General features: G+C 71.5%; 22 protein-coding genes. 14 read left to right on the forward strand and 8 right to left on the reverse strand.

Translation table 11 applies throughout. The features are described 5' to 3' along the window. Window positions 1-7: 7 nt before the first annotated feature. Together ACQPXG_RS11835 and ACQPXG_RS11840 are read right to left on the reverse strand one after the other, a co-directional pair. Window positions 8-736: a GntR family transcriptional regulator gene (locus tag ACQPXG_RS11835; RefSeq protein WP_433469944.1), complete on the reverse strand. Its 729-nt coding sequence runs from the start codon at window positions 734-736 to the stop codon at window positions 8-10. Between the two features lie 112 nt (window positions 737-848). Next, complete coding sequence (locus ACQPXG_RS11840) at window positions 849-2012, reverse strand: 8-amino-7-oxononanoate synthase (protein ID WP_433467700.1); 1164 nt, start codon at window positions 2010-2012, stop codon at window positions 849-851. Window positions 2013-2087: 75 nt separating this feature from the next. Between ACQPXG_RS11840 and ACQPXG_RS11845 the strand changes: the two genes are divergently transcribed. Further along, the gene (locus ACQPXG_RS11845; RefSeq protein WP_433467701.1) at window positions 2088-3761 is read left to right on the forward strand and encodes a histidine kinase N-terminal domain-containing protein; all 1674 of its coding nucleotides are present in this window, start codon (window positions 2088-2090) and stop codon (window positions 3759-3761) included. A gap of 121 nt (window positions 3762-3882) precedes the next feature. Here the strand turns inward: ACQPXG_RS11845 and ACQPXG_RS11850 are convergent, their stop codons facing one another. Next, window positions 3883-4137, reverse strand: a complete 255-nt coding sequence (locus ACQPXG_RS11850) for a WhiB family transcriptional regulator (protein ID WP_433467702.1) — start codon at window positions 4135-4137, stop codon at window positions 3883-3885. A gap of 291 nt (window positions 4138-4428) precedes the next feature. Next, entirely contained in the window at window positions 4429-5370 is a 942-nt protein-coding gene (locus ACQPXG_RS11855; protein WP_433467703.1) for a diacylglycerol/lipid kinase family protein, read from the reverse strand. An 89-nt stretch (window positions 5371-5459) separates the two neighbouring features. Here ACQPXG_RS11855 and ACQPXG_RS11860 point away from each other — a divergent pair, with 89 nt between their 5' ends. Beyond that, the gene (locus tag ACQPXG_RS11860; protein WP_433467704.1) at window positions 5460-6005 is read left to right on the forward strand and encodes a hypothetical protein; all 546 of its coding nucleotides are present in this window, start codon (window positions 5460-5462) and stop codon (window positions 6003-6005) included. A gap of 45 nt (window positions 6006-6050) precedes the next feature. Here the strand turns inward: ACQPXG_RS11860 and ACQPXG_RS11865 are convergent, their stop codons facing one another. The 3 genes from ACQPXG_RS11865 to ACQPXG_RS11875 form a co-directional block, all read right to left on the reverse strand. Next, the gene (locus ACQPXG_RS11865; RefSeq protein WP_392901449.1) at window positions 6051-6809 is read right to left on the reverse strand and encodes an RNA polymerase sigma factor SigF; all 759 of its coding nucleotides are present in this window, start codon (window positions 6807-6809) and stop codon (window positions 6051-6053) included. A gap of 65 nt (window positions 6810-6874) precedes the next feature. Then, the gene (locus ACQPXG_RS11870) at window positions 6875-7303 is read right to left on the reverse strand and encodes an anti-sigma factor (RefSeq protein ID WP_433467705.1); all 429 of its coding nucleotides are present in this window, start codon (window positions 7301-7303) and stop codon (window positions 6875-6877) included. Beyond that, on the reverse strand, window positions 7300-8352 hold the full coding sequence (locus ACQPXG_RS11875; RefSeq protein ID WP_433467706.1) for a sugar kinase: 1053 nt from the start codon (window positions 8350-8352) through the stop codon (window positions 7300-7302). Before ACQPXG_RS11875 ends, ACQPXG_RS11870 begins: the two co-directional genes overlap by 4 nt. A 104-nt stretch (window positions 8353-8456) precedes the next feature. Here ACQPXG_RS11875 and ACQPXG_RS11880 point away from each other — a divergent pair, with 104 nt between their 5' ends. The 12 genes from ACQPXG_RS11880 to ACQPXG_RS11935 all read left to right on the forward strand — a co-directional run bounded on the left by ACQPXG_RS11880 (window position 8457) and on the right by ACQPXG_RS11935 (window position 22397). After that, complete coding sequence (locus tag ACQPXG_RS11880) at window positions 8457-9221, forward strand: phytanoyl-CoA dioxygenase family protein (RefSeq protein WP_433467707.1); 765 nt, start codon at window positions 8457-8459, stop codon at window positions 9219-9221. Continuing rightward, complete coding sequence (locus ACQPXG_RS11885) at window positions 9221-10270, forward strand: DUF4432 family protein (RefSeq protein WP_433467708.1); 1050 nt, start codon at window positions 9221-9223, stop codon at window positions 10268-10270. Before ACQPXG_RS11880 ends, ACQPXG_RS11885 begins: the two co-directional genes overlap by 1 nt. Further along, window positions 10267-11070, forward strand: coding sequence for an SDR family NAD(P)-dependent oxidoreductase (locus ACQPXG_RS11890; RefSeq protein WP_433467709.1), 804 nt, complete (start codon window positions 10267-10269; stop codon window positions 11068-11070). The genes ACQPXG_RS11885 and ACQPXG_RS11890 overlap by 4 nt, the downstream gene beginning before the upstream one ends. An 89-nt stretch (window positions 11071-11159) precedes the next feature. Beyond that, window positions 11160-12521, forward strand: a complete 1362-nt coding sequence (locus ACQPXG_RS11895; protein ID WP_433467710.1) for a DUF4185 domain-containing protein — start codon at window positions 11160-11162, stop codon at window positions 12519-12521. A 119-nt stretch (window positions 12522-12640) separates the two neighbouring features. Then, window positions 12641-13633 (forward strand): alpha/beta hydrolase, encoded by a 993-nt coding sequence (locus tag ACQPXG_RS11900; RefSeq protein ID WP_433467711.1) that lies wholly within the window; start codon window positions 12641-12643, stop codon window positions 13631-13633. Window positions 13634-13670: 37 nt separating this feature from the next. Continuing rightward, a complete protein-coding gene (locus ACQPXG_RS11905) occupies window positions 13671-14375 on the forward strand; it encodes a FadR/GntR family transcriptional regulator (protein WP_433467712.1) in 705 nt (234 codons plus the stop codon). Window positions 14376-14486: 111 nt separating this feature from the next. After that, entirely contained in the window at window positions 14487-15758 is a 1272-nt protein-coding gene (locus ACQPXG_RS11910) for an ABC transporter substrate-binding protein (protein ID WP_433467713.1), read from the forward strand. A 9-nt stretch (window positions 15759-15767) separates the two neighbouring features. After that, the gene (locus tag ACQPXG_RS11915) at window positions 15768-16733 is read left to right on the forward strand and encodes a carbohydrate ABC transporter permease (protein ID WP_433467714.1); all 966 of its coding nucleotides are present in this window, start codon (window positions 15768-15770) and stop codon (window positions 16731-16733) included. Continuing rightward, window positions 16730-17557 carry a carbohydrate ABC transporter permease gene (locus ACQPXG_RS11920; RefSeq protein WP_433467715.1) on the forward strand — a complete coding sequence of 276 codons (828 nt, stop codon included), beginning with the start codon at window positions 16730-16732 and terminating at the stop codon, window positions 17555-17557. The genes ACQPXG_RS11915 and ACQPXG_RS11920 overlap by 4 nt, the downstream gene beginning before the upstream one ends. Before the next feature lie 31 nt (window positions 17558-17588). After that, on the forward strand, window positions 17589-20663 hold the full coding sequence (locus tag ACQPXG_RS11925; protein WP_433467716.1) for a glycoside hydrolase family 38 C-terminal domain-containing protein: 3075 nt from the start codon (window positions 17589-17591) through the stop codon (window positions 20661-20663). Window positions 20664-20680: 17 nt separating this feature from the next. Continuing rightward, window positions 20681-21916, forward strand: a complete 1236-nt coding sequence (locus ACQPXG_RS11930) for an enolase C-terminal domain-like protein (RefSeq protein ID WP_433467717.1) — start codon at window positions 20681-20683, stop codon at window positions 21914-21916. 10 nt (window positions 21917-21926) lie between these two features. Further along, window positions 21927-22397 carry an N-acetyltransferase family protein gene (locus ACQPXG_RS11935; RefSeq protein WP_433467718.1) on the forward strand — a complete coding sequence of 157 codons (471 nt, stop codon included), beginning with the start codon at window positions 21927-21929 and terminating at the stop codon, window positions 22395-22397. Window positions 22398-22449: 52 nt separating this feature from the next. Here ACQPXG_RS11935 and sodN read toward each other — a convergent pair whose 3' ends face one another. Continuing rightward, the gene (gene sodN, locus ACQPXG_RS11940; protein ID WP_433467719.1) at window positions 22450-22851 is read right to left on the reverse strand and encodes a superoxide dismutase, Ni; all 402 of its coding nucleotides are present in this window, start codon (window positions 22849-22851) and stop codon (window positions 22450-22452) included. Between the last annotated feature and the right edge of the window lie 145 nt (window positions 22852-22996).

The following is a 22996-nucleotide window of genomic DNA, read 5'->3' on the forward strand; positions in this document are numbered from 1 at the left end:
CGGGGGGTCAGCGGCTGAGGCGGGTGGTGAATTTGTAGCGGTCGCCTCGGTAGAGGGACTGGGCCCATTCGACGGGCTGGCCTGTCGCGTCGAAGGCGTGGCGGGAGAGGAGGAGCATCGGGAGGCCGACGTCCACGCCCAGGAGCTGCGCGTCGTGGGGGGTGGCGAGGACGGTCTCGATCGTCTCTTCGGCCTCGGTCAGGTGGACCTCGTAGGCGGTGGCGAGCGTCTCGTACAGGGAGTGGTGGCGGGGGAGTTCGCGGCGCAGGCCGGGGAAGCGGCGGGCCGGGAGGTGGGAGGTGTCGATCGACATGGGCTCGCCGTCGGCGAGGCGGAGCCGGTGGACGCGCAGGACCCGTCCGCCCGGGCGGATGCCGAGGAGTGCGGCGAGGCGCTCGTCGGCGCTGACGTAGCCGGCCTCCAGGATGCGGGTCTCGGGGCGCAGCCCGTGGTGCCGCATGTCCTCGGTGTAGCTGACGAGCTGGAGCTCCTGCGCGACCTTCGGCTTGGCGACGAAGGTGCCCTTGCCCTGGATGCGCTGGAGGCGTCCCTCGACGACGAGTTCGGCGAGCGCCTGGCGGACGGTGGTGCGAGAGGTCTCGTACTTCTCGGCGAGCGTGCGCTCGGGCGGGAGCGGGCTGCCGGCCGGCAGGGAGAGGATCAGCTCGACGAGCAGCTCTTTGAGCTTGTAGTACTTGGGAATCCGGGGCGCCTGGTTAGGGTGGCGCCTGCCGATGTCGCCGAGCGAGGCCCGGTCGAATCCGTGCTCGAATCCGCCCCCGTGCCGGGGCCCGCCCCTGACCTCCGTCACGGCATCTCCTCACGTTCATCACGGGTTCTCCCCGATGTTATGTGTGAAGACTACGGCCGGTAGAAGAGGCCACCTCCGCCAGGGCCGCCCGGAGCCGTGTGAGGTCCGACTCGTCCAGCGTCGCGCGGGCGGTGAGGCGCAGGCACGCGCGGCCCTTCGGGACGGACGGCGGACGGAAGCAGCCGACGCGGAGGCCGTGCTCAGCGCAGATCTCGGCGGCCCGGACGGCGGCGTGCGGCTCGCCGAGGAAGACGGGGACGACGGCCGCCGCGGGGTCGGTGGTCTCCAGGCCGGAACCGGCCGCGAGGTTTGCCAGCCGGAGTGCCCGCTCGCGGGCCCGGCCGGGGAGTTCCGGGTCGGATTCCAGGATCTCCAGGGCGGCGAGGGCGGCGCCGGCGGCGGGCGGGTTCAGCCCGGTGTCGAAGATGAACGACCGCCCGGTGTCGACCAGCGTTTCGATCACCTCGGGCGCGCCGAGCACCGCGCCACCCTGGGAGGCCAGCGACTTCGACAGCGTGAGGGTGAGGACGACGTCCGGCTCGCCCGCGAGGCCCGCGGCGTGCGCGGCGCCCCTTCCGTGGTCGCCGACGACGCCGAGCGCGTGCGCCTCGTCGATCACCAGCAGCGCGCCGTGTGCCCGGGCGGCCGCGTGCAGGGCGCGCAGCGGCGCGAGATCGCCGTCCACGGAGAACACGGCGTCGGTGACGATGAGGGCGTGGTCCTCCTCGCGCTCGGCGAGGGCCTGCTCGACGGCGGCGGTGTCCCGGTGCGGGACGATCACCACGCGGGCCCGCGACAGCCGGCACGCGTCCACGATCGAGGCGTGGTTGACCTGGTCGGACAGCACGAGCGTGCCGGGTCCGGCGAGGGCCGTGACGGCGCCGAGGTTGGCGAGGAAGCCGGAGGAGAACACCAGGCCGGCGGCGCTGCCGGTGAACGCGGCGAGCCGCCGGTCCAGTTCGGCGTGCAGGCCGGTCGTCCCGGTGACGAGGCGTGAGCCGGTGGAGCCGGTGCCCCATGCGCGGGCGGCGGCGACCGCGCCCTCGACCAGCCGCGGATCGCCGGCGAGCCCGAGATAGTCGTTGGACGCCAGGTCGGTGAGCCCGTCGGGACGGGGCCGCAGCGTCCTGCGCAGCCCGGCCTCGGCGCGCAGGGCGGCCGCGTGCCGGAGCCGGGCCAGGGGGTCTCCTTCTCCGGTCATGCGGGAATCCTGCCAGGTCGCGCAGGGTGCGGGGCAGCGGCCCCCGCTCCAAAGCCGATGGGCGATGATGGTCGCGTGCCTACATTGACCGATTTGGTCCGCGACCACACCGACCTCACCGAGACGGATCTGGAGTGGCTGCACGCGCTGGTGTCCGACTGGCAGCTGCTGGCCGACCTGTCGTTCGCGGACCTGCTGCTGTGGGTGCCGCTGCGGTCCGCGGACACGCTGCCCGCCGGCGGGACGTCCCGCGCGGACCGCGGCAAGCGGGGCGCGCTGGACACCGGCGCGACCGTCCCCGGCTGGGTCGCGATCGCGCAGATGCGGCCGACGACCGGGCCCACCGCCTACCCGCAGGACCTCGTCGGCAAGGTCGTCCGGACGGGCCGGCGCGGGCTGATCGACGTGGCGTGGCGGGAGCGCCGGATCGTCCGGGAGGGCGACCCCGAGTGGGGCAGCGGCATCCCCGTCCGGGAGGAGTCGATCCCGGTGCGGCGCGGCGCCAAGATCCTCGGGGTGATCCAGCGCAGCACGAACCTCAGCTCGGCGCGCACCCCGTCCCGGCTGGAGCTGACCTACCTGCAGAGCGCCAGCGACCTCGCCACGATGATCTCCGAGGGACGGTTCCCGGTGCCGGGCGAGGAGCCGAACATGGTCCGCTCGCCGCGGGTCGGCGACGGGCTGATGCGGCTGGACCGCTCCGGCAAGGTCACCTACGCCAGCCCGAACGCGCAGTCGGCGTACCGGCGGCTCGGCTTCCCGGCCGACCTGGTCGGCGAGGCGCTCGGCCAGGTCACCGCGGATCTGTGCGACACCGGCGAGCCGCGGGAGGAGGCGCTCAGCGTCGTGCTGTCCGGCCGCGCCCCGCGCGAGGTCGAGGTCGAGTCGCGCGGCTCGATCATGCAGCTGCGCACGATCCCGCTGGTCGTCGGCGGGACGCGGATCGGCGCGATCGTCCTGTGCCGGGACGTGACGGAGCTGCGCTGGCGGGACCGGGAGCTGATGACCAAGGACGCCACCATCCGGGAGATCCACCACCGGGTGAAGAACAACCTGCAGACGGTCGCGGCGCTGCTGCGGCTGCAGGCCCGGCGGCTGCGCATCCCGGAGGGCCGGGCCGCGCTGGACGAGGCCGTCCGGCGCGTGGGATCCATCGCGATCGTGCACGAGACGCTGTCGCACACCCCGGACGAGCTGATCGACTTCGACGACATCGCGGACCGGGTGATCACGATGGCGGGCGAGGTGTCCACACCGGAGACGAAGGTCGAGCCCAAGCGGACCGGCAGCTTCGGCGTCCTGCCCGCGGAGATCGCCACGCCGCTGGCGATGGCCCTGACCGAGCTGCTGCAGAACGCCCTGGAGCACGGCCTCGCGCACCGGTTCGGAACGCTGGAGGTCGTCGCGCACCGCTACGGCGAGGGCGAGCCGCCCCGTGAGCCGGGCGGCGTGCCGCTCTGGGGCGAGTGGTCCGCGCCCGGCGCCGACGAGCCCCGGACGCCCGCGGACGAGAGCGGCGGCGAGCCGCCGTCCGGCCGGCGGCTCGTGGCCGTCGTCGCCGACGACGGCGTGGGGCTCCCCGAGGACTTCGACGTGGAGAGCAGCAACAGCCTCGGGCTCCAGATCGTCCGGACGCTGATCGTCGGGGAACTGGGCGGCCGCCTGGAATTCAGCCCCCGCGACGGCGGCGGCACCGAGGTCGTCGTCGACATCCCCCTGGACCACAACCACCGCCCGGGGAGGATCTAGCCGGGAAACGCGAAGTGCCCGCGGCCTCGGGGGCGGCGGGCACTTTCGTGTCGCGGTCGCGGCGTCGTGCTCTCCGGCCGGGAGGTTCGGAGGCGGTGCCGCGGGCGGGTGCGGGGGCGGTTCAGATGCGGGCGCGGGCGCGAGCGCGGGAGGCGCGACGCTTCAGGGCGCGGCGCTCGTCTTCACCCATGCCGCCCCAGACGCCGGATTCCTGGCCGGACTCCAGTGCCCAGCGGAGGCAGGCGTCGCTGACGTCGCAGCGCCGGCATACCTGCTTGGCCTCTTCGATCTGCAGGATCGCGGGCCCGGTGTTGCCGATCGGGAAGAACAGCTCGGGGTCCACGTCACGGCAGGCTGCGCGGTGGCGCCAGTCCATGCGGTCCACTCCTTCGTCAGGTGGTGGAGACACTCCACTTTTGTGAACGGTTTCACATGTCGCGAACGCCCAGGGTGGCGGTGGCCAGGTCCAGGGGTGATTGTTCGGCGGCGCCGCGAGCAGACGACCGGCGGCGTTGGGGCCTCTGTCGGCTGGCGCACTTTGAGCGTTTCAGGAGGGCAGGGTCGACGCAAGACCTTTGAGAAAGGATTCTCAAAGTATGGGTGTCGCATGTGTCACACCCGCGAGACGAACGTGTTGCTTGGCTCTCACCTGGCGGCCCGAGCGTCCTCAAATGACGATGCGGATCGCCTTCGGCACCGAGCGGAACGTCACGCTGTGCTGCTCGCCCAGGTAGTCGCCGTCCAGCTGGAAGGCCACCGGACGCTCCGCGCGCAGCGTGACCTCCGCCGCGTCGTGCACGTTCACCACGTGCCTGCCCTGCAGGGGGCGGGTGCGCGCCGTCAGCATCTGGGCCAGCGCGCCGAGCGTCGGGCCGACCTCCAGGGAACGTATTCCGAACACGTCGAGGCCGCGCCCGAAGGTCGCCTTCGGACTCGGATTCACGGGAAGCCGACCCATGAAAGTCCACGGCGACGTATTGGAGATGAACGCCAGGAACAAGCCTGATTTCGGCGGGCGGCCGGGCTGTTCCAAAGTGAGCGCGGGACGCCGCCGGTCCGTTCCGGAGAAGAAATGCCGGACCGCCGTCCGCACATACAGCGACGGGTCGGCGCGGACTCCGGCCTCGCGCCGCCGTTCGACCTCCCGGACGACCTCCGCGTCCAGCCCGACGCCAGCGCAGAACGTGAAGTACCGCTCGGTGCCGCCCGGGTGGCAGGCCGTGCCGAGCCCGACCGTGCGGTGCCGTCCGGCCCGCAGGGCCTCCAGCACGGCCTTCGTCGCGCCGATCGGGTCGTCGGGCAGGCCGAGCGCGCGGGCGAACACGTTCGCGCTCCCGGACGGCAGCACCGCCAGTGCCGGCAGGTCGGGGGAGGGGCCGTCGGCGAGGAGGCCGTTGACGGCCTCGTTGACCGTCCCGTCCCCGCCGAGCGCGATCACGACGTCGTAGCCGTCCACGGCCGCCTGCCGGGCCAGTTCGGTCGCGTGGCCGCGGTGGCCGGTCTCGGCGAGGACGAGGTCGAGGTCGCCGGTGAACGCCCGCATGAGGATGTCGCGGGCCCGCCGGGAGGTGGAGGTCGCCTTGGGGTTGGCGATGAGCATGGCGCGCACGGCGTCAGGGTATCGATCGTTCCGGATGCGTTCTCCGGCGGTTTGCCCGGGGGACGGGCCGCGGCACCGTGCGAGTAGGGTTTCGGGGTGTGACCAAGCGTCCCATCACCGTGCAGGCCGCCGCCGCCCTCGAAGCCGCGGAGGGCCTCGCCGCCGTCGGATTCGGCGCCTACACCGGCGTCGAGACGGCCACCGGCGCGGCCGTCGACCCGGCGAGCGCCATCGGGGTCACCGTGCTCGCCCTCGCCGGCGGCCTCGGCATGCTGGCCTGCGCCCGCGGGCTGCTGCGCGCCGACCAGTGGAGCCGCGCGCCCGCGGTGCTGACCCAGCTGTTCGCGCTGCCGGTCGCCTGGTCGCTGTGGCAGAGCGAGCGTCCCGGGATCGCGATCCCGATGGGCGTGGTCGCGATCCTCGCGCTGATCGCGGTGCTCAGCCCGCCGAGCACCGCGTGGCTCGTCGAGGACCACGACGAGGACGATGGCCAGGACGATGGGCAGGACGACGGTGACGGCGACGTGCGGGAGGAAGCCGTACCCGCGAAGACCGCCGCGGCCGGTGAACCGGCCGGCAAGGAGCCGCGCTCCCTCGGGCGGCGGCTCAAGGACCGCCTGAACGAACAGCCCACCAAGGACTGACCGGGCAGGCCGAGGCCCCGGAACGGACCCGGGGCCCTGACGTTCTCACTCGTCGGCGGTCAGACCCTCGCGGAGCTGTGCGAGGGTGCGGGCGAGCAGCCGGGACACGTGCATCTGGGAGATGCCGAGCTCGGCTGCGATCTGCGACTGCGTCATGTTGCCGAAGAACCGCAGCAGAAGGATCTTCTTCTCCCGCGCCGGGAGCTTCTCCAGCAGCGGCTTGAGCGACTCGCGGTACTCCACGCCCTCCAGCGACTCGTCCACCATGCCGAGCGAGTCGGCGACCGCGGGGGCGTCCTCGTCGCCGGAGTCGGGGGCGTCGAGGGACACGGTGGAGTAGGCGTTCGCCGACTCCAGGCCCTCCAGCACCTCCTCCTCGCTCATCTGCAGGTGCGCGGCCAGCTCGCTGACGGTCGGCGCCCGGCCCTCGCGCTGGGCGAGGTCGCTGATCGCCTTCGTCAGCGACAGCTTCAGCTCCTGCAGCCGGCGCGGGACGCGCACGGCCCAGCCCTTGTCGCGGAAGTGCCGCTTGATCTCGCCGACGATCGTGGGCGTGGCGTAGGTGGAGAACTCCACGCCGCGCTCCAGGTCGAACCGGTCGATGGACTTGATCAGGCCGATGGTGGCCACCTGGATCAGGTCGTCCAGCCATTCGCCGCGGTTGCGGAACCGGCGGGCGAGGTACTCCACCAGCGGCAGATGCAGCTCCACGAGCTGGTCGCGGATGCGCTGGCGCTCCGGGTCGCCCTCCGGCAGCACGGCGAGCCGCTCGAACAGGGCGCGGGCCCGCGCGCGGTCGGGCACGGCGCTCTCCGACCGCTCGGTACTCGCCCCGGCGACCGTCGTCTGCTCCGTCGTCGTCTTCTCCGTCACGGGGCCCCCGCCGCACCGCGCCGCTTCTGCAGCGTCACGGTGACCCGGTCGTCGGAGCCCACCCGGGCGTCCACCTCGCCCGCCAGGGACGACAGGACGGTCCAGGCGAACGTGTCGCGGCTGGGCTCCTCGCCGTCCACCGTGAGGACCGACACGGAGATGCGCATGGCGTCCCCGGTCAGCTCGAACTCGCACGTCAGATCGGTTCCCGGCAGGGCCTGGGCGAGCAGCATCGCGCACGCCTCGTCGACGGCGATGCGCAGGTCTTCTATCTCGTCCAGCGTGAAGTCCAGCCTGGCCGCGAGACCCGCGGTGGCGGTCCGCAGAACGGACAGGTAGGCGCTCGCGGCGGGCAGCTTCACCGTCACCACGTCGCGGACGGACAACTTCGTACTGGCCGGCATTGCAGCGGTTTCCTCTGTCACGTCACTCCCTCGCAGGATGGTCCCGCTGCATTCGAAACTACCGCCTGCGAGGCGTGCAACGAGACTCCGCCGCGCGTGGCTTTCTCACCAATGTCCGCGGCGGGGGGAAGGAGGTGTTCCGCATCGGCCGGGAGGAGGGCGCCGCGATGGGTGATCACCTCGGCGGCCAGGGCGCTCGCGGCCTCGGCCGCCCGGCGGCGGCCGGCGCCGGCCAGGCGGGCCGCGAGGTAGCCGCCGTTGAACGCGTCGCCCGCCGCCGTGGTGTCGATCACGGTCACGTCCGGGAGGGCCGGGACGGCCTCCGCGGTCGTGCGGTCGGCGATCATGCAGCCGTCGGCGCCGATCTTGACGGCGATCTCGCCGACTCCGGCGGAGCGCAGCCGCCCGACGGTGTCGGCGGCGGTCCGGTCTCCGAAGACGGCCCGGTCGTCGGTGAGGGTGGGGAGGGCGATGTCGGTCCGGGCCAGGACGGTGGACATGGCGGAGGCGGCGGCCTCGGGGGAGGGCCAGCCGGCGGGACGGTAGTTGCCGTCGAACGCGACCAGCCCGCCGCGGCGGCGGGTCTCGTCCAGCACCGCGAGGAGACGGGCGCGGGCGCCGGGGGTCATGATCGACAGGGTGATCCCGGACAGGTAGACGACGTCGTGCGCCGCGACGGCCTCGTCGATCTCGGCCGGCTGGGCGGGGCCGAACAGGCCGCGGGCGGCCGACCGGGAGCGGTAGTAGTGGAACGTCCGCTCGCCGTGCGCGTCGGTGCGGATCAGGTAGAGGCCGGCCTGGCCGCCGGGGACGGCGCGGGTGTGCTCCGATCCGACGCCGCGGGCGGCCCAGGACTCCCGCATCTCCGTGCTGTACGGGTCGTCGCCGACGAGGGTGACGAACTGGACGTCGGCCGTGCCGGGGGCCGCGCTGCGCGCGAGGTAGGCGGCGACGTTGAAGGCGTCCCCGGCGTAGCCGACCGCGAGCCGGTCCCGGGCGACATGGCTCAGTTCGATCATGCATTCGCCGATCAGGGCGATCCGGGCGGGACGGTCGTCCGGTGTGCGCACGGCGGCTCCTCTCCTCGGTCGGCCAGAGGAGACGATACATCTAGACAGCAAGTGATCTGATGACTAAGACTTCGGGGTGTCGCGCCGACGGAGAAGGGACGCCCATGGACGATCCGATGCGAGGCTACGCCGACGACGGGTACGCGATCTTCAGAAACGTGCTGGACCCGGCGCTGATCGCCGAGGCGGACCAGCACGTCCGCTGGCTGCAGCGGCGTTACCCGGAGCGGACCGGCGAGGACCTGTCCACCGAACTGGTCGCACAGGACCCGTTCTGGGTGCGGCTGGTCTCCGACGACCGCCTCCTGGACGTCGCCGAGCGGTTCGTCGGACCCGACATCGCCCTGTTCGCCTCTGCCTACATCTCGAAGCCGCCCTTCACGGGCAAGGCCGTCCTCTGGCATCAGGACGGCGCGTTCTGGCCGCTCGACCCGATGCGCGTCGTGACGCTCTGGCTCGCCATCGACCGCTCGACTCCGGAGAACGGCTGCCTGCGCGTCATTCCGGGCAGTCACAAGGAGGAGCTGCACGAGGTCCGCGAACGTGACGACGCCGAGGCCGTCTTCGGTGTGGAGAGCGCGGTCGGCGTGGACGAGTCGGATGCCGTGGACCTCGTCCTCGAACCCGGCGACGTCGAGGTGCACCACCCGAACATCATGCACGGCAGCAACGCCAACGACTCGCCCTACCGGCGCTGCGGGCTGACCATCCGGTACATCCCGACGTCGACGAGGATCACCCAGGAGCCGCTGCCGTTCCCGTCGGCGCTGCTGCTGCGCGGCGATCCGGGCGTGAACGAGTACCAGCCGCGCCCCATGTACGTCCCCGGCCAGGACTTCGCCTTCCACGGCGCGGAGCACTGGAGCTGATGGGCTACCGCCGGCACCGGCCGTCCCGCAACTGGGGCGCCCGGGTCCACGAGATCACCTGGTCGGGCCTGGACGCCCTGGTGCTGGAGAACGAGCTGCTGCGGGTGACCGTCCTCGCGGGCAAGGGCGGCGACATCGCCGAGTTCTGCTACAAGCCGCGCGACATGGACTTCGTGTGGCTTTCGCCGGACGGCCTGCGCAACCCGCGGGACGTCGCCGGCGGTGCCACCGACGATGTCGCCGCGTTCCTCGACGGCTATGAGGGCGGATGGCAGGAGGTCCTGCCGAACGGCGGCGCGCCGAGCACCTACGAGGGAGCCGCGTTCGCTCAGCACGGCGAGGTGGCGGGCCTGCCCTGGGACGCCGACATCGTGGCCGACGGCGCCGGGGAGGTCGCCGTCCGGCTGACCGTGCGGGCGCGCCGGATGCCGCTCCGGGTGACCAAGACGCTCCGGCTGCGGTCGGGAGAGGCCGAGCTCGTCGTCGAGGAGGAGCTGGCCAACGAGTCCGGGGTGGAACTGCGCGCGATGTGGGGGCACCACATCGTGTTCGGCGCGCCCTTCCTGCGTCCCGGGCACCGGATCAGGCTCCCGGACGGCGTCCGGGTCGTCCCGCACGAGACCGCGATCGCCCCCGGCGGACGACGGGTCCGGGCGGGAGGGCCGCACGCGTGGCCGCGCGTTCCGGCGGACGGCGGCGGGGTCGTCGATCTCGGCGTCGTCCCCGAGTACGGTGCGCCGAGTGAGATCGTCTACCTCACCGGCCTGGACGAGGGCCGCTACGAGGTCGTCGATCCGGACGGCGGGCTCGGGATGCGGGTGCGCTGGGACGCGGCGGTCCTCCCGCACCTGTGGCTGTGGCAGGAGTCCGGAGCGACCACCGGCCATCCGTGGTGGGGGCGCGCGTACGTGATGGGCCTGGAGCCGTTCGCCGGACACCCGACGGACGGCCTGGCGGCGGCGGTCGCCAACGGCACCGCGCTCAGGCTCGGCCCGCACGCCACGAGGAGCCTGTGGCTGCGCGCGGGCGTCATCGGAGGAGATCAATGACGGAGTTCGAGGGCAGGGTCGCCGTGGTGACCGGAGGGTCGCTGGGCATCGGCCGGGCCGTGGTGGAACGGCTCGCGCGGGACGGCGCCGCCGTGGTCTTCTGCGGCCTCGGCGAGGACGAGGTCCGGCGGGCCGAGGAGGAACTGCGCGCGGACGGCCTGGAGGTCACCGGCGTCCAGGCCGATGTGACCGACGCCGCGCGGATGGACGACCTCGTCGGGACGGCGGTGTCCCGGCACGGGGGCCTCGACGTGGTGGTGACCTGCGCGGGCGTCCAGCGGTACGGGACGGTCGAGGAGACGTCCGAGGAGCTGTGGGACGAGGTGCTCGGCGTGAACGTCAAGGGCGTCTTCCTCGCCTGCCGCGCCGCCGTGCCCGAGCTGCGCCGCCGGGGCGGCGGGACGATCGTCACGATGTCCTCGGTGCAGGCGTTCGTGTCCCAGGACCGGGTCGCCGCCTACAGCGCGAGCAAGGCCGCGATCAACGCGCTGACCAGGGCGATGGCGCTGGACCACGCGGCCGACGGGATCCGCGCGAACGTGGTCTGCCCGGGCTCGGTGGACACCCCGATGCTGCGCTGGGCCGCCGACCTGTTCCGCGGGGAGACGGGCCAGGACGCGCAGGTCGCCGAGTGGGGGCGGGCGCATCCGCTCGGCCGGGTGGCGACCGCGGCGGAGGTCGCCGAGGTGGTGGCGTTCCTCGCAGGGCCGCGCTCGTCCTTCGTGACCGGGGCCGAGCATCGCGTCGACGGGGGCCTGCTGGCCCGCAACCCCGCCGCGCTGCCGGAAACCCGGACCTGATTTCTCGAAGATCTAGACACCAAGTCATTTGATGACTCATGATGTGGGGCGCACGAGCGGCGTGTGACAGCGACCTCGCGGAGGTTTCCATGCAGGAGTCCCGTCCTTCATCACCCGATCGGCCCTCATCCGTTCACGCGGGACGGCGCCGCACGCGCGCCGCGGCCCTCGCCTCCGCGCTGCTGCTCGGCGCCGGTCTCGCGGCCGCCCCCGCCGTGCCGGCGATCGCCGACACGCACGGCCACGGCCCGTCGAACGGGCGCGGCCCGTTCATCGGAAAGGGCCACGAGAAGGCCCGCGGCCAGGGCCACACGGCCCATTCCAATGAGCAGGCGGCCGCGCCGACCTGTTCCGGGCACGCCCCGCCGACGTTCGGCACGGCCACGCAGAACACTTCGCTGAACGGCAAGTTCACCTCGTACGGCAACAGCAACACACTCCTGGACGACTGGACGGGCGCGGACACGACCTACTCGCTGAAGCTCTCGGACGGACGCATCGTCTACGCCTACTCCGACACCTTCCTCGGCCAGGTGAACGCGAACGGCTCACGCCCGGTCGTCATCGAAGAGGGCGGGACGACGCCGTTCATCAACAACTCGTTCGTCGTCCAGGCGACGGGCGGCGCGCTCACCACCGTGCACGGCGGGACGGCCTCCGCGCCGAAGGCCGTCATGCCGCCCGCGCAGTCCGCCCACTGGTACTGGGCCGGCGACCTCACCCAGAACGGCTCGGAGGTCCAGCAGCTCTACCGCGAGTACTACGACCCCGATCCGGACAACGGCACCGGGTGGGACATGAAGTTCAAGGACAACGTCCTCGCCCGCTTCCCCAGCGGCAACCTGTCCACGCCCACGCAGGTCAAGGCGATGCCGTCGGCGTCCGGTACCCAGTGGGGGTCGGCGCTCCTGCGGGACGGCGGCTTCACCTACATCTACGGCACCGAGGACTACATCGATCCCGAGACGCAGGTGAACACGAAGTACCTGCACATCGCGCGCGTCAGCGGCACGGACCTGCGCGGAACGTGGCAGTACCGGACGGCCGGCGGCTGGTCTGCCGTGGAGACGGACTCGGCGCGGCTGATGAGCGGCGTGTCCAACGAGTTCAGCGTGGCCAAGCGCGGCTCGCACTACATCATGGTCAACCAGGACGCGAACATCGCGTTCGGCGCCGAGATCGACGTCCTGCTGTCGTGCGCGGCGCACGGCCCCTTCACCGGTGAGCAGACGGTCTACCAGACGCCCGAGACCGGCCAGTTCGGCTCGTACGGCGACCCGGACATCTTCACCTACAACGCCCACCAGCACGCGTCGCTGTCGTCCAACGGCAGCCTGGTCATCTCCTACAACGTGAACAGCCTGGACGCCACCAAGGGCCCGACCAACGACAACTACCGGGACGTGAGCATCTACCGGGCGCGGTACATCAGCCTCCCGGTCTCCGGCTGAGCCCGTCCCCCCGAGCCGCGGCATCGCCGTTCCGTCCACGGCGGTACCGCTCCCACGCGCCCCCGGGTGACCTCCCGCCCGGGGGCGCGTCCCGTCCACGACCCCAGGAGGCCCGGACCATGACCCTGGACCCCGAACTGGCCGCCGCCCTCGACGGCCTGCCGTACGTCGGCCTGGCGGACCCGATCAAGGCCCGCGCGTCCATGCGCGACCTCGCCGCCGCGCTGGCCGAACCCCCCGCCGGAGACGGTTCCGGCGTCGAGGAGCGGACGATCCCGGGTCCGCCCGGTGCGCCTGAGGGCCCTTCCGGGGGGTGTGGGGGGTCGTCCCCCCACAGGAGACCCGTCCGGGTGCGGATCTACCGGCCGCGTGAGGCGGCGCGTCCGGCGCCCGTGCTCGTGTACTTCCACGGCGGCGGCTTCGTGACCGGAGAACTGGAAAACGAGCACGGGCGATGCCTGGAGTTCGCCGAAGACGGGATCGCGGTCGTGTCGGTCGGCTACAGGCTCGCGCCGGAGCATCCGTACCCGGCGGGGTTCGAGGACTGCTACGCCGCGACGGTGTGGGCGCACGAGCACGCGAGCGGGTTCGGCGGCGATCCGGAGCGGGTGGCGGTCGGCGGGGGGAGCGCGGGCGGCGCGCTGGCGGCGGCCGTGGCGCTGCGCGCGCGGGACGAGGGCGGCCCGCCGCTGGTGTTCCAGATGCTGCTCTATCCCGTCCTGGACGACCGGATGGAGACCCCCTCGATGCGGGCTTTCACCGAGCCGCCGCTGTTCAACCGCACCGATGTCCGGCACATGTGGCGGCATTATCTGGGCGGACGGGCCGACGTCCCCGCCTATGCGGCCCCCGCGCGGGCCGGTGACCTGTCCGGGCTGCCGCGCGCCTACGTGCTGGTCGCCGAGTACGACCCGCTGCGGGACGAGGGGCTCGGCTACGCGCACCGGCTGATCGTGTCGGGCGTCCCCACCGAGCTTCACCATGTGCCCGGCGCCTGCCACGGTTTCGACGGCATCCTGTCGGCGCGGCTGGGACGGCTCGCGTTCGAGGAACAGCGTGCCGTCCTGCGGCGATGTCTCACCGGGAGGCTGGACAGCGCAGTCGCTAAGTGATTAGATGACTTTACTTCTTTGGCGGAACGAGGTGGCGATGTCACAGGATGTGGCCCGGCCGAGCCTGGCGGACGCGCTCACGGAGCGGATGCTGGATCTCATCAGGTCGGACGGCCTGCGCGCCGGTGACCGGCTGCCGTCGGCGCGCGAGCTGTCGCAGCGCTTCGCGGTGACCACGCCGACGCTGCGGGAGGCGCTGCGCCGGCTGGAGGCGACCGGGGCCATCCAGCTCCGGCACGGCTCCGGGATCTATGTGGGCGCCGACCTCGAACGCGTGGTCATCCCCAACCCCAACGTCCGGGAGCTGGAGGCCGACCGGCTGCTCCAGCTGCTGGACGCCCGGCTGCTGATCGAACCGCCGCTGGCCGGCCGGGCGGCACGGCTGTCGGGGCCCGCCGACGTCGAACTCCTCCACGCCATCCTCGACCAGGCGAGCGCGGACCTCGGCGGCGACGCGCAGGACGCGGAAGTACGCCTGCACAGGGCCAACATGACCTTCCACCGGGAGGTCGCCGGCGTCGCCGGCAACTCCGTGCTCTGCGAGGTCATCGACTCGCTGCTGTCGGTGCACGCGTCCGAGCAGCGGGAGATACAGCGCATCTTCGACGACCGCGTCCGCGACTTCGAGGAGCACACGGCGATCCTCGCCGCCATCGAGTCGGGCGCGGAGCGGGACGCCGAGTCCCTCATGCGGTCGCACCTCGCCGACATCAAGCAAGTGATAGAGCAGCGGCTGGCCTGAGCGGCCGCACCCCCGCCGCCCGGCGCGCGCCGTGCGGCCGGTTCACCATTCCCTGATTCAGTCCTTCGACCACCCCGATCGGGCATCGGCGCCCGATGAAGGAGGCTCACCATGGTGCCGTCCACGCGACTCCGGGTGACCGCGCTCACCGCGAGTGCGGTCCTGCTCGCCGCCGGCTGCGGGTCCGGCGACTCGGGCGGGAGCAAGTCCGAGCTCAAGCTCTACAACGACAAGGGCGCCTGGAAGCCCTTCTTCGAGCAGATGGGAGCCCTCGGCAAGCAGGAGACCGGGCTCGACATGACGCCGGTCGGCTACACCGACGAGCCGACCTACACCGCGTTCATCAAGACCTCCTTCCGCACGAACGTCAAGCCCGACCTGTTCACCTGGTCGACCGGCGGACGCCTGGAGGAGATCGTCAAGCAGAACCAGGTCGCCGAGACCACGAAGATCTGGCAGGACGCCATCAAGAGCGGCGACCTGACCGAGGACCTGAAGACGTACTACACGGTCGGCGGCAAGCAGTACTGCGTCCCGCTGAACACCGCCTACTGGGGCATGTTCTACAACAAGAAGATCTTCGCCAAGTACGACCTGCAGCCGCCGAAGACGTGGGCGGAGCTGGAGAAGGTCGCGCAGACGCTCAAGTCGAAGGGCCAGGTGCCCTTCAACCACACCACCCCGACCTCGCTGTTCTCGTTCGCCTGGTTCGAGCAGCTCCTCGCCGGCACCGACCCCGATCTGTACGAGCGGCTGTCGAAGGGCCAGGCGTCCTACACCGACCCCGGCGTCGTGCAGGTGATGGAGCGCTGGAAGTCGATGATCGACAAGGGCTGGTTCTCCAAGCCGGGCGACAAGGCCGACCCCGCCGACCACTTCAAGTCGGGCGACGCCGCCATGGTCATCAGCGGGACGTGGTTCAACACGAGCATGACCCAGCGCGGCCTCAAGCAGGGGAAGGACTACGGGTTCTTCTTCGTCCCGAACACGAACCCGGCGCTGCCGAAGCGGTCGCTGATCTTCGAGAGCGGCCCGCTGTGCTCGCTGCGCAAGGCCCCCGACCCGGCCGCCAGCAGCAAGTACCTCAAGTGGTGGATCACGCCCGCCGCGCAGGAGAAGTGGGCGAACGCGCGCGGCGACGTGTCCGGCAACCCGAAGGTGAAGGTCGCCGACCCCGAGCTGACCGCGGTCACCAAGGAGGCCGCGTCGAACGGGAACCGGCTCGTCCTGCGCTACTTCGAGGCCGCGCCCGCGCCCGTGCTCACCGAGGCGCTCAGCGGGTTCGACAAGTTCCTCAACAAGCCGGAGACCTACATGGACGTCCTCAAGAGCATCCAGAAGGTGAACGAGGACTACTGGAAGTCGCACAAGGCCGGAAGCTGATCCTCCGAAATGAGCATGCACAAGGCCACCACCGACCGTCCGAAGCTGACGGTGGTGCCGCCCCCGGGCGCCGGCCGCCGCAAGGCGCGCGGCCGGCGCCGTCAGGGGTTCGCGCTGCACGGCACGTTCCGGCACCTCTACATCTCGCCGGCCCTGCTGTTCGTCGCCGTCCTGCTGTACCTGCCCTTCCTGTGGACGGCGTACCTGAGCTTCACCAGCTACGACGGGCTCGCGTCGCCCGAGTTCAGCGGCCTGGACAACTACCGGCGGCTCTTCGAGGACGACGCCCTCCTCACCTCGATCCGGAACACGCTGCTGTGGGTCGTCGGGACGATCGTCCTGCCGGTGGGGCTGGGGCTGCTCGTCGCCGTCCTGTCCTACGACCTCAAGCGCGGCGCGTGGTTCCGGCTGCCGTTCCTGCTGCCGTACGCGATGTCGGGCGCCGGTCTCGGCGTGATCTGGGGCTTCATCCTGCAGCCCGACGGGATGGCGAACCAGATCCTCACGCTGCTCGGCATGCCGGGCGGTGACACCGCCTTCCTGCAGGACGGCCCCGGCAACACCATGGCGATGATCGTCGTGTGGACGTGGCAGCAGCTCGGCGTCAACATGCTGCTGTTCGTCGTCGGCCTGCAGTCGATCCCGCGGGCCCCGATCGAGGCCGCGCGCATCGACGGCGCGTCCGGCTGGTCGATGTTCCGCCACGTCACCTGGCCGCTGATGCGGCCGATCACCACCGTCGTCCTCGGCCTCGCGCTCGTCGCCGGGCTGAAGAACTTCGACATCGTGTGGGTGATGACGCAGGGCGGGCCCGGCCGCTCGTCCGAGACGCTGGCCGTGACCATGTACCGGGACGTGTTCGTCGCCAACGAGTACGGCTACGGGTCGGCGGTCGCGGTGCTGCTCACCACCATCACCGGCCTGGCCTCGTACATCTATCTGCGGCGTCAGGTCGGGAGGGAGGAAGCCCCATGAACCGTGTGAGCTTGAACGTGCGGCGCGGGGTGCTGGCCGTGCTGGGGGTGGCGTGGCTGTTCCCCACGTATCTGATCATCGCGAACGCGATCCGGCCGGCGGGCGACTACGACCCGTCGGACGCGGTGAAGCCGCCGTCGTCGATCGGCCTGTTCGGCAACATCGCGGAGGCATGGGACCGCACGGCCGTGGGCGACACGCTGCTGAGCACGCTGCTGTACAGCATCGTCTCCCCAGCGCTGGCGGTGCTCATGGGTGCGCTCGCCGGGTACGCGATCGTGGTGCTGCGGCTCAGGCACGGCTTCGCCTGGTTCGTGGTGATCTTCGCCGGGACCGTGGTGCCGTTCCAGATGCTGCTCGTCCCGCTGTTCGTCGGCTACAGCAAGGTGTCGCTCTACGACAACCGGCTCGGGCTGATCGTCATCTACTCGGCGATCAACGTGCCGCTGGCCGCGCTGGTGATGCGCAACTTCTTCGGCAACGTCGCCGTCTCGATCTTCGAGGCGGCGCGGCTGGACGGCGCGTCCACGTTCCGCATCTTCTGGCGGATCTACCTGCCGCTGTCGGCGGCGGCCCTCGCCGCCGTGTTCATCCTGGAGTTCACCTTCGTCTGGAACGACCTGCTGTTCGGCCTGACGCTCTCGCAGTCGCAGACCGTCCGGCCGGTGTGGGCCGAGCTGTCCGCGCTGACCACCGACGTGTACGCCGGGACGCCCGTTCCGATCGCGCTGGCCGCCGGCCTGGTGGTCTCGCTGCCGACCGTCGTGCTGTTCCTCGCGACACAGCGGCTTTTCGCCCGCGGCCTGACCCTCGCCCAGTTCTAGTGCTCGCCCAGAGAAAGATTGACGCATAACAATGACCAGTCGTCTGCTTCAGGCGAGCCTCGGCTCCCCTGACTATGACGGGATCCGCGCCGCGCTGCGCGAGGACACGTCCACCGAGGTCCTCGCGGTGCGGGGGCTGTGCGTCCGAGCCGCCGTGCTGCCGCTGTTCAAGCGAGGTGAGGACGGCGCGCTCCGGCAGGCCGTCCGGGTGACGCTCTCCGGCGGCGGCCGGGTCGAGGTCGCCCTCAAGGACGGGGACGCCGAGGTGGCCTCCGCGACCGGCGAGGGCGAGACGCTGACCCTGCTGGTCCCCGAGGTGGACGGCCCGCGCCGCGTCACCCTGGAGGTCCGGGACGCGGACGGGCTGGTCGGCGCCGCCCCGCTCGACATCACCCCGCAGCGCAGGTGGAACGTCTTCGTCGTCCACCACTCGCATCTCGACATCGGCTACACCGACACGCAGGGCACCGTCCTGCGCCACCACCTCGACTACCTCGACGCGGCGCTCCGGCTGACGCGGGAGACAGACGGGCGGCCGGACGACGCGCGGTTCCGCTGGTCGGTGGAGTCGTCGATGCCGGCGCTGCGCTGGCTCGCGACCCGCCCCGACGACCAGGTCGCCGAGTTCACCGAGCGGGTCCGCGCGGGCAACATCGAGGTGACCGCGTTCCCGATGCAACTGCACACGGAGGCGTGCTCGACGGAAGAGCTGTACCGGCAGCTCCGCTTCGTCGAGGACCTGCGGCGCAAGTACGGCATCGAGGTCCGCTCCGCCATGCACACCGACATCCCGGGCGCGGTCGCCGGGACGGTGGACGCCCTGAACTCGGCCGGCGTCCGGTACCTCGCCGCCGCGCACAACTGGGCCGGACGGTCCGTCCCGTACATCACGGGCGGCGACCGGCTCGCCAGGCCGTTCCGGTGGCGGTCGCCGGGCGGCGGGGAGCTGATCGTCTGGTTCACCGACACCCCGCACGGCATGGCCTACATGGAGGGCAACACGGTCGGGCTCGTCGACGGCTATGACCTCGCCGAGGACCTGCTGCCTCGCTACCTCGGCTCCCTCGCCGACCGGCCCTACCCGTACGGGCCCGGCACGTTCGGCTGGTACGCCGCGCCGGGCCAGGTCGGCGCGGCCAAGGACCCCGACTTCCTGGACGCCGTCCACCTGCGCGTCCAGGGTGCGCACGCCGACAACGCCGGGCCGTCGATCGTCCCCGCCGACATCGCGCACCGCTGGAACGAGACCTGGGCCTACCCGCGGCTGCGGATGGCGACCAACGCCGACTTCTTCGAGTACGTCGAGGAGCACCACGGCGACCGGCTCCAGACCCACGAGGGCGACTGGACCGACTGGTGGGCCGACGGCCTCGGCTCGGGCGCCCGCCCGCTCGGCTACGTCCGGCGGGCCCAGAACGTCCTGCGGTCCGCCGAGACGCTGCACGCCCTCGCCGACGACCGCAGCGGTGACCGGACAGGGGCCCCGGCGGCGATCGACGAGGCCTACGACCGGGCCGCGCTGTTCGACGAGCACACCTGGGGCGCCGCGAACCCGTGGGAGGACGCCGAGGAGGGCGGCGACTCCGGCGGCCTGCAGTGGACCCGCAAGTCGCAGGTCGGCTACCAGGCCCACGACGACGCTCTCGACCTGCTGCAGGCCGGCGCGCGGCGCCTCGGCGCGACCTTCGGGGCGGCGCCGGACGCGCTCGCCTCGTTCCTCGTGGTCAACCCGGGCACGGCCGCCCGCACCGACGTCGCCCGCGCGTTCCTGCCCCGCGACATCGTCTCCGTGGACGTCCCGATCACGCTCGTGGACGCCCGCACCGGCGAGCCCGTCCCGCACCGCGAGGAGGAGGTCGACCCGGACGAGTGGCCCACCCGTCCCATCGGCCGCCACCTCGAGGCCGTCGTGCCCGACGTCCCCGGCCACGGGCACGTGCGCGTCGACGTCGTCCGGGCCGGGACGGAGACGCCGGAGCCCGTCGACCTCGGCACCGAAGGCACGATCGAGAACGAGTTCTACCGCGTCACCTACGACCTCAAGGAAGGCCACATCGGCTCGGTCTTCGACAAGGTCACCGGCCGCGAACTGGTGAACGCCGACGCCGTCGCCGGGTTCGGGCAGTACGTCTACGACCGGTACGCGACCGCGCCGCATTTCAACCACATGTCCGGGCACATGCTCGTCCATGACAAGACGATGCTCGGAGACAGGGCCGTCGCCACGCACGCGACCGTCGCAACGTGCGAGCGCACCCCTGCCGGTGAGCGGCTCGTCGTCGAACTCCACGGCAAGGGCGTCGACTGGCTGCGCACGACGATCGACCTGTACGCGGGCGTGCCGCGCGTGGACGTCCGGTACCAGCTCGGCAAGCAGCCGACCGCGGCCAAGGAGGCGGTGTTCTTCGCGTTCCCGTTCGCCGTGGACGGCCCGCCCGCCGCCTGGGAGCTGACCGGCGGCGTCGGCGGCACCGCCGTCCCGAGCGTCCCGGGATCGGCGGAGCACATGCGCCCGATCCGGCACTGGGTCGCGTTCGAGGACCCCGAGCTGACCGTCGCATGGGCGACGCTGGAGGCGCCGCTCGTCCAGTTCGGCTCCATCCACATGCCGTACGCGCCGTTCCCGCCGACGCTCGACAACGAGGACGGCACCGTCTACTCGTGGGCGCTCAACAACATCTGGGACACCAACTTCCCGTCCCAGCAGCAGGGCGAGACCACCTTCCGGTACGCGTTCGCGTCCGGCCCCGCCGGGTCGGGACGCAGGCTCGGCGCCCGCACGGCATCCGGGATCACCGACCAGTTCGTCGCGACCCTCGCCACCGGCGACGCGCCCGCGACGGAGTCCGGGACGTTCCTGCGCGTGGACGACCCGGACGTCCTCGTGACCTCGCTGGGCCGCGCCCGCGACGGCGACGGGCTGGCCGTCCGGCTCCAGTCGCTCGCCGCCGCCGCGGTGGAGACGAGCCTGCACGTGCCGGGCGCCACCGGCGCCCTGCTGAGCGGTGGATCGGAGCGTGACCCGGCGGAACTGCCCGTCCGGGACGGCACGATGACGGTACGGCTGCCCGCGTGCGGCGTCGTCACCGTCACCGTTCGGCGATGAGGACGAATCGGGGACACATGAAGATCACAGATATCCGCGCCACCACGGTCACCGTGCCGCTGGAGGCGCCGCTGCTGCACAGCAACGGCGCGCACTGGGGCCGTTTCGTGCGGACGATCGTGGAGGTCGAGGCCGACAACGGCCTGGTCGGGCTCGGCGAGATGGGCGGCGGCGGGCAGAGCGCCGAGGCCGCGTTCCAGGCCCTCGCCCCGCATCTGGAGGGGCACGACCCGTTCGAGCTGGAGACCCTCCGTTTCAAGATCGCCAACCCGACCGCGAGCCTCTACAACAACCGCACCCAGATGCTCGCCGCCATCGAGTTCGCCTGCCTGGACCTCGTCGGCCAGCACCTCGGCGTCCCGGTGTACGACCTGCTCGGCGGCCGCATCCGCGACTCGGTCCCGTTCGCGTCCTACCTCTTCTACCGCTACCCGGGCGCCGGCGGATCGACGGAGGTCCGCACGCCCGAGCAGCTCGTGGAGCACGCCCGCGCCCTCAAGGCGCAGCACGGCTTCGGCGTCCACAAGCTCAAGGGCGGCGTGTTCCCGCCGGGCCACGAACTGGAGTGCTACAAGGCGCTCGCGGAGGCGTTCCCCGGCGACCGGTTCCGCTACGACCCGAACTCCGTCCTCAGCCTGGAGGAGGGCCTGCGGTTCGGGAAGGCGATCGAGGACCTCCCCAACGACTACCTCGAAGACCCCGTCCTCGGCCTGGAGGGGCTCCGGCTCGTCCGCGAACGCGTGAACATCCCGCTCGCCACGAACACCGTCGTCGTCAACTTCGAGCAGCTCGCCGCCAACGTGCTGCGCCGCAGCGCGGACGTCGTCCTGCTCGACACCACCTTCTGGGGCGGGATCCGGCCCTGCGTGAAGGCCGCCGGCGTGTGCGAGACGTTCCAGATCGGCGTGGCCGTGCACTCCTCCGGCGAACTCGGCATCCAGCTCGCCACGATGCTGCACCTCGGCGCCGTCCTGCCCAACCTCACCTACGCCGCCGACGCGCACTACCACCACCTCGCCGACGACGTGATCGAGGGCGGGCTGATGCGGTACACCGGCGGCCGGATTCCCGTTCCCACCGGTCCCGGCCTCGGTGTCCGGTTGGATCGTGACAAGCTCGCCGAGTACGCCGAGCTGTACAAGGAACTCGGCGGCTACCCCTACGACCGCGACCCGGGGCGGCCCGGCTGGTACCCGATCGTCCCCAACGACCGGTGGGCCGACCCGGACGTGCCACTTGCATCGCTCGAATAGCCTGCCACCTGTGATCCGTTACGCGACCCCCGACGATGTCCCGGCCATCCTGCGGCTGATCCACGAGCTCGCCGACTACGAGCGTGCCCTCCACGAGGTGAAGGCCACCGAGGATCAGCTGCTCGACCGTCTCTTCGGCGACGACCCCAAGGTCTTCGCGCTCGTCGCCGAGCACGAAGGCCGCGTCGTGGGCTTCGCCGTGTGGTTCCTCACGTTCTCGACGTGGAACGGTACACACGGCATCTACCTGGAGGACCTGTTCGTCGAGCCGGACGTCCGCGGCCACGGCTACGGCAAGCTCCTCCTCACCGAACTCACCCGCATCGCCGACGACCGGGGCTACGAACGCGTCGAATGGTCGGTGCTGGCGTGGAACGAACCCGCCATCGGCTTCTACAAGGCCCTGGGCGCCCGTCCCCAGGAAGAGTGGATGGTCTACCGCCTCGCCGGCGACGCCCTCACCAAGGCGGCCCGCTCCTAGCACATGGCAGAGGCCCAGCCCGTTTCGGGCTGGGCCTCGGCGTTCGGGCCGGTCAGGCCTGCTTGGTCTCCCAGAAGATCTTGTCGATCTCCGCGATCTTGCTCAGCAGGTCATCGGCGACCTTGGGGTCCATGCTGCCCTTGGTGCCGGTGGCGCCGGCGAGCTTGGTCGCCTCGTTGAACAGCTGGTGGAGCTGGGGGTACTTCTCGAAGTGCGGCGGCTTGAAGTAGTCGGTCCACAGCACCCACAGGTGCTCCTTGACCAGCTGGGAGCGCTGTTCCTTGATCAAGATCGCCCGGGCGCGGAACTCCGGGTCCTCGTTCGCCGCGTACTTCTCACAGATCGCCTTGACCGACTCGGCCTCGATCCGGGCCTGCGCCGGGTCGTAGACGCCGCACGGCAGGTCGCAGTGCGCAGACACCATGGTCTTCGGGCGCAGAAGCTTGAGCAACACCTGCGAATCCCTTCCCTCGTTGCGGATCATGCTCAGGTCACCGACATTACCGTTGTAGCCCTGGGCCCGTCCGGGCAGGGCGCTCGGTATTTCGGCCTAAGACCCGGACCGCACCCGGTCCGGAACCCTTCCAGCAGAGTTGTGA

The organism is Spirillospora sp. CA-128828, assembly GCF_050945415.1.
In the GTDB taxonomy this organism is placed as follows: domain Bacteria; phylum Actinomycetota; class Actinomycetes; order Streptosporangiales; family Streptosporangiaceae; genus Spirillospora.